Source organism: Streptomyces hilarionis, assembly GCF_024539675.1.
GTDB classification, from domain to species: Bacteria; Actinomycetota; Actinomycetes; order Streptomycetales; family Streptomycetaceae; genus Streptomyces; species Streptomyces hilarionis.
Genome location: NZ_JAHHIT010000229.1, coordinates 1 through 9791, shown reverse-complemented (window position 1 = coordinate 9791; position 9791 = coordinate 1). Strand labels below are relative to the sequence as shown.

7 protein-coding genes are annotated in these 9791 nt (G+C 73.0%); 4 read left to right on the top strand and 3 right to left on the bottom strand.

Features of this window, described 5'->3' with window-relative positions; translation table 11 throughout:
• The coding region (locus KMS84_RS35900; protein WP_256920724.1) for an RNA polymerase sigma factor at window positions 1-1482 on the bottom strand (1482 nt) is incomplete at its 3' end.
• 414 nt (window positions 1483-1896) lie between these two features.
• Window positions 1897-2661: a TetR/AcrR family transcriptional regulator gene (locus KMS84_RS35895; protein ID WP_256920723.1), complete on the bottom strand. Its 765-nt coding sequence runs from the start codon at window positions 2659-2661 to the stop codon at window positions 1897-1899.
• A 380-nt stretch (window positions 2662-3041) separates the two neighbouring features.
• On the opposite strand from KMS84_RS35895, the gene KMS84_RS35890 reads away from it, so the two are divergent.
• From KMS84_RS35890 to KMS84_RS35880, 3 genes are all read left to right on the top strand, one after another.
• Window positions 3042-4421, top strand: coding sequence for an NAD(P)/FAD-dependent oxidoreductase (locus KMS84_RS35890; RefSeq protein WP_256920722.1), 1380 nt, complete (start codon window positions 3042-3044; stop codon window positions 4419-4421).
• A 272-nt stretch (window positions 4422-4693) separates the two neighbouring features.
• Window positions 4694-6361 carry an ATP-binding SpoIIE family protein phosphatase gene (locus KMS84_RS35885; RefSeq protein WP_256920721.1) on the top strand — a complete coding sequence of 556 codons (1668 nt, stop codon included), beginning with the start codon at window positions 4694-4696 and terminating at the stop codon, window positions 6359-6361.
• Window positions 6362-6484: 123 nt separating this feature from the next.
• The gene (locus tag KMS84_RS35880; protein WP_256920720.1) at window positions 6485-7282 is read left to right on the top strand and encodes a class I SAM-dependent methyltransferase; all 798 of its coding nucleotides are present in this window, start codon (window positions 6485-6487) and stop codon (window positions 7280-7282) included.
• Between the two features lie 104 nt (window positions 7283-7386).
• Here the strand turns inward: KMS84_RS35880 and KMS84_RS35875 are convergent, their stop codons facing one another.
• The gene (locus KMS84_RS35875; protein WP_256920725.1) at window positions 7387-8658 is read right to left on the bottom strand and encodes an MFS transporter; all 1272 of its coding nucleotides are present in this window, start codon (window positions 8656-8658) and stop codon (window positions 7387-7389) included.
• Window positions 8659-8836: 178 nt separating this feature from the next.
• Here KMS84_RS35875 and KMS84_RS35870 point away from each other — a divergent pair, with 178 nt between their 5' ends.
• On the top strand, window positions 8837-9403 hold the full coding sequence (locus KMS84_RS35870) for a MarR family winged helix-turn-helix transcriptional regulator (RefSeq protein WP_256920719.1): 567 nt from the start codon (window positions 8837-8839) through the stop codon (window positions 9401-9403).
• Window positions 9404-9791: the final 388 nt, after the last annotated feature.

Sequence of the window (9791 nt, the reverse complement as noted above, 5' to 3'; positions counted from 1 at the left end):
GTCACTCCCAGCCCCCGCCCGAGGGCGGGGGCTGGGAGTGACGACGGGTCTCGCGGGGGGCGTGGGCGAGGGAGTCGGCCGGGGCGTCGGCGCCGGCGTCGTGGGGGCCGCCGCCGGCACGATCACCGCGGGCCGTGGCCCGGGTTCCGCGACGCGCGGGGGAGGGGGCGCCGGCGTCGGCGTCTCGGGCCGCGCGACCGGCGCGGGGGCGGAGGCCGGGGGCTTCGCCTCGGGCGGCCCGGCGCTCTGGTCGTGGCCGATCAGCGCGAGGGCGACCGCGGCCGCCGCCACCGTGACCACCCCGGCCGCGATGCCGGCCTTCACGGGCGCGCCCAGCCCTTCCGAGGCCGCCGCCCCGCTCCCGGCGCCGGTCCCGCCGGAGGAACCGCTCGCCGCGGCGGCCGCGCCCGCGACGCCCGTCGCGCCCGCGCCCGTGCCGCCGGCGAGGAGGGCGAGCGCCTTGGCGTACCCGGCGGCGCCGAACCAGCCGATGACCGCGACCGGCACGACGGCCGGGATGCTGCCGGCCACCTCCTCGATCTGTACGGCGGCCAGCCGGCACTTGGCGCACTCCTCCAGGTGCTTGCGCAGCCCCCGCTCGGCACGGGTGCGCAGACGACGGCGGGCGTAGGTGCCGAGCTGGTCGGCGTAGCGGGCGCACTCCTCGTCGCTGGTGAGGGTGGCGCTGACGTGAGCCTGGAGGTAGGCCTGCTTGAGTCCCTCGCGGGCCCGGCTGGCCAGCACGCGCGTGCCGTTGGCGTCGAGGCCGAAGAGCATGGCGACCTCGCTCGGCGACTCGTCCTCGACCTCGGTGTGCCACAGGACCGCCTGCCAGCGCTCGGGCAGCGAGCGGAAGGCCTGCATGGCCATCGACTGCTCGGCCTCGTGCATCGCGCGCACGTCGGCGGCCGGCTCGACCCCCGCCCCGAAGGCGCCGATGGGCACGGTGTCGTCGGCGGCGTCCGAGGAGCGGGCGGACCGCGCGGCGAACACCGCGAAGTCGTCGACGAGCTGCTCCCGCTTCGCCGAGCGGGTCCAGTCGGCTGCCACGCGCCGCACGCAGGTGAGGAGGTACGCGCGGACGGCGTACTCGGGTCCGGAGCCGCCGCGCACCGCTTGCAGCATGCGGGCGAAGACCTCGGCGGTGAGGTCGTCGGCGGTGTGCGCGTCCCGGCAGCAGGTGCGGGCGTAGCGGCGTACGGCGTCGGCGTGGCGCCGGTACAGCTCCTCGTACGCCGTGTCGTCGCCGGAGCGCATCCGGCCGATCAGGTCGGCGTCGGCGGGCGGCAGGTCGCGCGGCGGCGGCAGGATGCCCTCGCTCCGGCCCTCGCGCTGCGCCGGGACCGTCTCCTGCGGCGGCCCGACCTCCGGCGGGGCGACCGGTGGTCGGGCCACCGGAGGCGGGGTGACCGGCTCGCCGGCCGGGCCGCGTGCGCGGCCGCCCTGGCTCGGCACCTGTTCGTCCCGACCGTCAACGCTCATCGCGGAAAGCCCCCGCCCGCCCCACCAGTCCCGACCACCGGGTCAGAGTGCCATAGTGGCTTTTGTTCAGAACCCCGTGCGGCGGGCCGTCCACTCGTTTGTGGGGACCGGCCGCAATTCAGTACTGATGTTCACCCGTTCGGGGAACACTCAAGTGCCGCGTCGGCGAGCGGAGTTGAGGTCGAGGGGCGCGATGCCCGATATGTGCGGCGCGGCGGGGCGGGGACGGGAGCCGTCCGGCTCGCCGCCCCCGCTCACTCCTACGAGACCCACTCCCGCGCGCCTCTCCCCGAGGCCGCCCCGGACGAGACCCGCCTCTCTGTGCGAGCCCGCGCGGAACGACCCCGGCAGACCGTCCAGGCCGCTCCGAAGCCCAGGCCGCACAGGAGCCAGGAGCCGGGCCGCCCGGGACGCTCAGGAGGACCGCGAGCGCAGACCCTCCAGCAGGATGTCCAGCAGCCGTGCCGAGGCCGCCGCCTGCTGAGCGGGGTCCGGGAGCGAAGGCGCCGCCGTCGCGATGACCAGCAGCACGTCCGACACCGACACGTCGGCGCGCAGTTCGCCCGCTTCCCGTGCCCGCTCCACGAGCCGGCCCACGACGTCGAGCAGCGCCGCCGCCCCCGCGTCGTCGACGGCGGCCGTGGCGCCGTCCTCGGGGACGAGCCGCAGTTCTCCGCCGCCCGGCTGGGTGCGCTGCTGCGGCACCCGCGCCGCGTCGGCCTGCGCCACCGCGGCGTCGTCCTCGGCGACCCCGACGCGCAGCACCTGCGGCGGCAGCAGCCGCCCGGCGCCCGATGCCACGGACGTGCGCAGGAAGCGCGACAGCGCCGACCACGGCTCGTCCTCCTGGCCCAGCGCGGCCCGCGCCTGGTCGGTCAGCCGGGAGGTCTCCTCCTCGGCTATCCGGCGCACCAGGACGTCCTTGCTGGGAAAACGCCGGTACACGGTGCCGACGCCGACCCGCGCGCGCCGCGCCACGTCCTCCATCGGCGCGCCGTACCCCAGCTCGCCGAAGACCTCGCGCGCCGCTCGCAGCACGTGCTCCAGATTGCGCTGTGCGTCCACGCGCAGCGGTGCCGTCCGCGCGCCGTCTCCTCGTCCGCCGCCCACCGCCGCGCCGATCGCGCCACCCGGTGCCAGGGCCGACGCCGTCGACCAATGCGAGTTCTGAATGGTCATGATTGATCCCCCGGTAATGACGTCTCCCCCCGGAGACTCTCCCCGCAATCGAAGGCCGGGGCGTACAGCACAGGGGACGGTCTCCGTGGACCCGCCCGTCGCAGACCCGCGGAGCGCTTCCCCCTGACACCCCGTCGACACACGAACATAGTTGAGTGGGAGTCAATTCAGAAGGGGCACGTTCCGCACAGTGCGCCCCCCGATCGGAGTACGGGTCGCATACGTCCCGATTGCACCCCTTCCCGCACCCCGGCGTACGCCCTCTGAGCTGCGCGTCTGTCGCTCGCTCCGGAGATTCGGCCATCCCCGGGTCCACAGGACTCGCGGTCACACAAATTGTCGGGGCTGTGGACAAACTCCGTCGCCCGGTGCGTCATGGGATGGTGAAGGAACGTGCGCGCATTCTCGTTGTCGGCGGCGGCTACGTCGGGATGTACACGGCCCTGCGGCTCCAGCGGAAGCTCAAACAGGAACTCGGCCGGGGCGAGGCCGAGATCACGGTCGTCACTCCCGACCCGTACATGACCTACCAGCCCTTCCTCCCCGAGGCGGCCGCGGGCTCCATCTCGCCCCGTCACGTCGTCGTGCCCCTGCGCCGCGTCCTGCCCCACTGCCGGGTCGTCGTCGGCGAGGTCACCGCCGTCGACCACGCCAAACGCACCGCCACCCTCACCACCCTCGCCACCGAGGAGGAGGGGACCGGCCCCCGCCAGCTGACGTACGACGAACTCGTCCTCGCGCCCGGTTCGATCTCCCGCACGCTGCCCATCCCCGGTCTCGCCGACTTCGCCATCGGCTTCAAGACCGTCGAGGAGGCCATCGGGCTGCGCAACCACGTCATCGAGCAGATGGACATCGCCTCCTCCACGCGCGACCCCGCCATCCGCGACGCCGCCCTCACCTTCGTGTTCGTCGGCGGCGGCTACGCGGGCGTGGAGGCGCTCGGCGAACTGGAGGACATGGCCCGCTACACCACCCGCTACTACCACAACATCCAGCCCGACGACCTGAAGTGGATCCTCGTCGAAGCCTCCGACCGGATCCTGCCCGAGGTCGGCCCCGACCTGGGCCGCTACACCGTCAGCGAGCTGCGCCGCCGCAACATCGACGTACGCCTGGACACCCGCCTGGAGTCCTGCGCCGACCGCGTCGCCGTCCTCAGCGACGGCGCCCGCTTCCCCACCCGCACGGTCGTGTGGACCGCCGGCGTCAAACCCCACCCGCTCCTCGCCGCCACCGACCTTCCGCTCACCGACCGAGGGCGGCTGAAATGCACCCCCGAGCTGACCGTCGACGGCGCCACGCACGCGTGGGCGGCCGGAGACGCGGCGGCCGTCCCCGACGTCACCGCCGCCGAGCCCGGCAGCCAGACCGCCCCCAACGCCCAGCACGCCGTCCGCCAGGCCAAGGTCCTCGCCGACAACATCGCCCGCTCCCTGCGCGGCGAGCCCCTCCAGACGTACTCCCACAAGTACGTCGGCTCGGTCGCCTCACTCGGCCTGCACAAGGGCGTCGCCCACGTCTACGGCCGCAAGCTCAAGGGCTACCCCGCCTGGTTCATGCACCGCGCCTACCACCTCAGCCGCGTGCCCACCTTCAACCGCAAGGCGCGCGTGCTCGCCGAATGGACCCTCTCCGGGCTCTTCAAACGGGAGATCGTCTCCCTGGGATCACTCGAACATCCCCGCGCTGAGTTCGAACTCGCTGCCGGTGGAAAGCCTTCTGACGAGTCTTCCGGCGACCCGAAGGGGTCGTCCTGACCCGATCCAGGAACTCCACCGGCCGCCCCCACGTCTGACGAACGTCGGCCCGGACGGCGGCCGCACTGCCAGACTGCTCCCTGCTCACAGCCCCACCCGAGCCCCCTTCCGAGCCGGGGCGGACCACCACCCGCCCCCGCCAGACCCACCAGGCCGTCCCCACGTGCCCCGCACCCCGGGTGCTGTAACAATGTGCGGCCACCGCCGCGCGGCCCCCGGAGCCCAGGCCGGGCCCGGAGCCGGCCGACGACGACTACACGAGGCAAGGATTCGTGAACTTCACGCGCTGGAGCGCCCGGCTCCCCGGAACGCAGCGCCGCGCCGCGGCGCGGGCCGAGCACCCGGTCACCACCACCGACCGGCGGAGCGAGGGCTCCGTGCCGGCGGCCCGCGCCGAACGACTCGGCGACGAGCCGCCCCCGGTGTCCGCCGTCGACGAGCTCCCCGTCCGTGAGGTCCTCGACCGCGTCCCGGCCCTCGTCGCGCTCGTCCACGGCTGCGACCACCGCCTCGCCTACGTCAACGACGCCTACACGGCCGCCTTCGGCGCCCGCCCCTGCGGCGAGCCCGCCGCCGACGCCCTCCCCGAACTGCGCGACCTCGGCCTGCTGCCCCTCCTCGACCAGGCCCTGCGCAGCGGCAGGCCCCGCACCCTGAAGTCCCGCAAGGCCCCCGACGGCCGCCACTACACGTTCACCTGCACCCCGGCCGCCGAGGACAACGGCAAGGGCGCCGTCCTGATCTTCGCCACCGACGTCACCGACCACGCCGAAGCCGCCGAACGCCTCAGAACCAGCGAACGGCGCCAGCGCGAGACCGCCGTCACCCTCCAGCGCTCCCTGCTGCCCCAGGAACTCGAGGAACCCGACGACCTGCGCATCGCCGCGACCTACCAGCCCGGCGGCACCGAGGCCGCCGTCGGCGGCGACTGGTACGACGTCATCACCCTGGGCGGCGGCCGCACCGCCCTCGTCATCGGCGACGTCATGGGCCGAGGCGTCCGCGCCGCCGCCGTCATGGGCCAGCTCCGCACCGCCGTGCGGGCGTACGCCCGCCTCGACCTGCCCCCGCACGAGGTCCTCCAGCTCCTCGACGGCCTCGCCACGGAGATCGACGCCAACCAGATCGCCACCTGCGTGTACGCCATCCACGACCCCAACGAGGGCCGCCTCGTGTACGCGTCCGCGGGCCACCTGCCCATCCTCGTGCGCGACGACAACGGCACCGTCCTGCGCGCCGACGAGCCCACCGGCCCCCCGCTCGGCACCGGCGGCTGGATGCACGCCTCCGGCTCGATCCCCCTCGGCCCCGGCTCGACGGCCGTCCTCTACACCGACGGCCTGGTCGAACGCAGGAACGAAGACCTCGACGAAGGCATCGCCGCCCTCGAACGCGCCCTGGCCGGCGCGACCGGCACCCCCCAGGTCGTCTGCGACCGCCTGGTCCGCTCGGCCGGCGTCACCGCCGACCACGACGACGACGTCGCCGTCCTCGTCCTGCAACACCCGGCCCACACCGGGCCCGACGGCGAGCTGTTCCGCAACGCGGCCCTGGAGCTCCTCGGCGGGGTGGAAGCCGCCCCCCGCGCGCGTGCCTTCGCCTCCGGCGTCCTGACCAGCTGGCGCTTCCCGGCCGATCTGCACGACCTCGGCGTCCTGGCCGCCAGCGAACTCGTCGCCAACTCGCTCCAGCACGGCATCCCGCCGATGCGGCTGCGCCTGCGCCGCACCGACCGGCGCCTCATCATCGAGGTCACCGACGGCGACGACCACCTCCCGCGCCGCCGCCGGGCCGAGCCGGGCGACGAGTCCGGCCGGGGCATCGCCATCGTCGCCACCATCGCCTCGAACTGGGGCAGCAGACGCACTCCGGGCGGCGGCAAGGCCGTGTGGTGCGAGTTCGTCCTGTCGAAACCGACCGACCGACCCGCCACCGACTGAGAAGTCCACCGACTGACACGGCCACCGACCGAGAGACGGAAACCGGCCGGTAACAGCCCCGCACAACCGTTCCCCCGCGCGCGGCACCTAGGCGAACCGGCCCGCCGGTGCTAGTAGCTCCCCATGGCAGACGCAACGGGCTTTGACCTCAAGGGAAGCGCTCCCGAGCGCTACGAACACTACGTCGCGCCCCTCATGGCGCCCTTCGTCACCGCACTCGTGGACGCCGTGGACCTCTACCCCGGCGCCACCGTCCTCGACCTCGCCTGCGGCACGGGCTTCGCGGCACGCGCCGCCGCCGCACAGGCCGGCCCCGCCGGCCGGGTCGCCGGCACGGACCTCAACGAGGGCATGCTCAGGATCGCCGTGGCATGCCACCCACGCCTCTACCCGGACATCGAGTTCACCCCCGCCCCCGCCGACGACCTCCCCTACCCCGACGCCACCTTCGACGCCGTCCTGTGCCAGCAGGGCGTCCAGTTCTTCCCCGACCTCGACGCGGCCCTGGCGGAGACCGCACGCGTCACCCGCCCCGGCGGCCGCTTCGCCGCCACCCTCTGGGCCCGCCTGGACGACTCCCCCTACTTCCTCGCCCAGCTCCGCGCCCTCGAACAGTTCGACGGTCCGGAGGCGGCGGCGACCTTCCGGGCCGCCTTCGACGCCGCGGACCGCCTGACCGCCGCCCTCGACCGTGCCGGCTTCCACTCCACGACCCGCCGCGACCTCACCTTCGCCATCGACCTGCCTCCCCTGGAGGACTACGTCGCCGGCCACCTCTCCGCGATCCCCTGGGGCCGCTCCCTCGTCGACTCCGGAGGCGACCAGGCCCTCGACCGGGCGGCGGAGACGGTCCGCGCCCACCTCCCCGCCGCCACGACGACGTTCCCCTTCACCTCGACCCTGGTGACCGCGACGCGCTGAGACCGCACCACAGCAGGGGGGCCGGAAACAGCGAGGCGGCCGTCGTTCCCGAGAACGACGGCCGCCTCTCCACAGGCACAGCCCGGCGCGCGGCCGGGAGGACCTCAGACCTCGGCCGCCACGGGCTCCACGGCGGCCCCGCCCCGGGCCACGACCCGGTTGCGCACCAGCCACGGCTGATCCTGGACGGCGGTGAGCCGCCGCCCCAGCCGCAGCGCCAGGTAGGTGATCCCGAGCGAGAACAGCAGGAACGTCACGATGTACGGGGCGTGCAGGGAGGCCCCCATCGGCCCGCCCACCGCCGGCCCGACCGCCAGCGCCAGCTGCTTCACCAGGGCGAACGCCGAGTTGTACTGACCCGCCAGACCGTCCGGCGCGAGATCCGCCACCAGGGGCGCGACCGTCGGCGACAGCATCGCCTCACCGAGTCCGAACAGCGCGTACGTGGACACGAACGCGGCCGTCGCCATCGTCCGACTGCCGTGCCCGAGCCCGGCGTACCCGGCCACGACCCAGGCCACCGCCCAGATCAGCCCGACAGCCGCGATCACCCGCGACCGCTTCTGGCGCTCGACGAACTTCAGCACGGCGAACTGCGCGACCACGATCATCGCCGTGTTGGCGGCCAGCGCGGTCCCGAGGGCGGACGTCGAGATCCCGGCGGCCTCGACGCCGTACGCGCTCAGCCCCGACTCGAACTGCCCGTAACAGGCGAAGAACAGCACGAACCCGAGCACCGACAGCTGCACCATGGCCCGGTTGCGGAGCATCTGCCTCCAGCTGCCGCGGGCCGACTGCGGGACGTCCCCCACGCGCGGGGCGTGCGGCAGTCGCACCGTCGACATCACCACGGCCAGCAGCAGGAACATCGCCGCCTCGATGGCGAACAGCAGCGTGAAGGACGACACGCGCGTGGCGTCGACGAGATGCCCGCCGATCAACCCGCCCACGCCCAGCCCCAGGTTCTGGAGGAAGAACTGCGTGGCGAACGCCCGCGAGCGTGTCTCCGACGTGGAGCTGTCCACGATCATCGTCGCCAGCGCCGGCTGCATGACGGCCTGGCCGGCGCCGAGCGCGGCCGCGGCGGTCAGGACGGCGGTGGCGTTCCCGGCGAGGCCCAGGCCCAGCGAGCCGACGGCGGCGGTGACCAGGGCGGCGAGCAGGACCGGCAGGGGCCCGCGCCGCACGATCGCGCGGCCGGCGAACGGCAGCACGATCAGCGCGGCCACGGCGAAGACGGCAAGGACGAGTCCCGCCGTCATGGACCCCAGCCCCCGCACCTGCGCCACATAGACGTACAGGTAGGGGACGGTGAATCCCAGCCCGAACGCGCTGAGCGCGTTGCCCACGTGGATCCGGCGCATCGCTGCGCCCATCGCCCTGGTCACGTTCACCTCTCTCAGACAGTGCCGACCCACGATCAACGCGCGACACCACGGAAAGCTTCCACTGCCTCATTACTTAGTACCGAAGACTTCAAAGCTAAAGTTCGAAGGTGAACAGTACACCTCGAAGTACTTCAACGCGAATGGGTCCCGTGCGATACTTGCGCCCATGGGCGACACCCCCGGCACGATCGGCACCGGCCTCGGCGGCGAGCCGACCCTGGAAGAGCAGATCGCCGCCTACCAGCGCGAGTTCCAGGACCTCGACCCGCAGGTCGAGAAGATCGTCTCGGCGCTCTCCCGCCTCAACCGCCGCATGAACGTCGCGTACGGCCGCCAGACCGCCGACCTCGGCATCAGCAGCGCCGAGTGGGAGGTCCTGAAGGCCCTCGTCCTTTCGGGCGCCCCTTACCGGCTGGGCCCGAGCGACCTCGCCAAGCGCCTCGGCCTGACGCCGGCCGCGATGACGCACCGCATCGACCGCATGGTGGCCGAGGGACTGGTGACCCGTGAGCGGGACGAGTCCAACCGGGTCCGCGTGATCGTCGAGCTGACGACCGAGGGCCGCGAGAAGTGGTTGCAGGCGATGCGTATGGCGACGGTGTTCGAGGAGGATCTCCTCCAGGACCTCACCGCCGACGAGCGCGCGGCCCTCGGCGAGGTCCTCACCAGGCTCCTGCGACGGGTGGAGCACGCCCAGCCGGACGCCGGCGGCAGGCTCAGCGACCTCGACTGAGAGCCGCAGGAAAAGATCTTGACAGGGGGTGCTTGACACCGCCCTGCGAGGTCAGTAAAGTTCTTCGGGTTGCCACGGAGCCGTAACGGTTCTCCGGCAGCACCTCCGCCGCAGCAGCGGCACAACCAAACCACAGCGCGATCTCCCGACGGGGTTGAATTTCGGCGTGCCCGAATTCAATTCGAATAGGGGCCGGCAGCCCGATTAGGAACTGCCGAACGGATCCGCTAAGGTTTGAGACGTCGGAACGGCCCAACAGCCGGGAAGACAACCCGCTCTGACCGGGAATCAGCGCCGAAAGGATCTGATAGAGTCGGAACCGCCGGAAAGGAAAGCCGCGAAACAAAAGCGGAAGACCTGGAAAGCACCGAGGAAATCGGATCGGAAA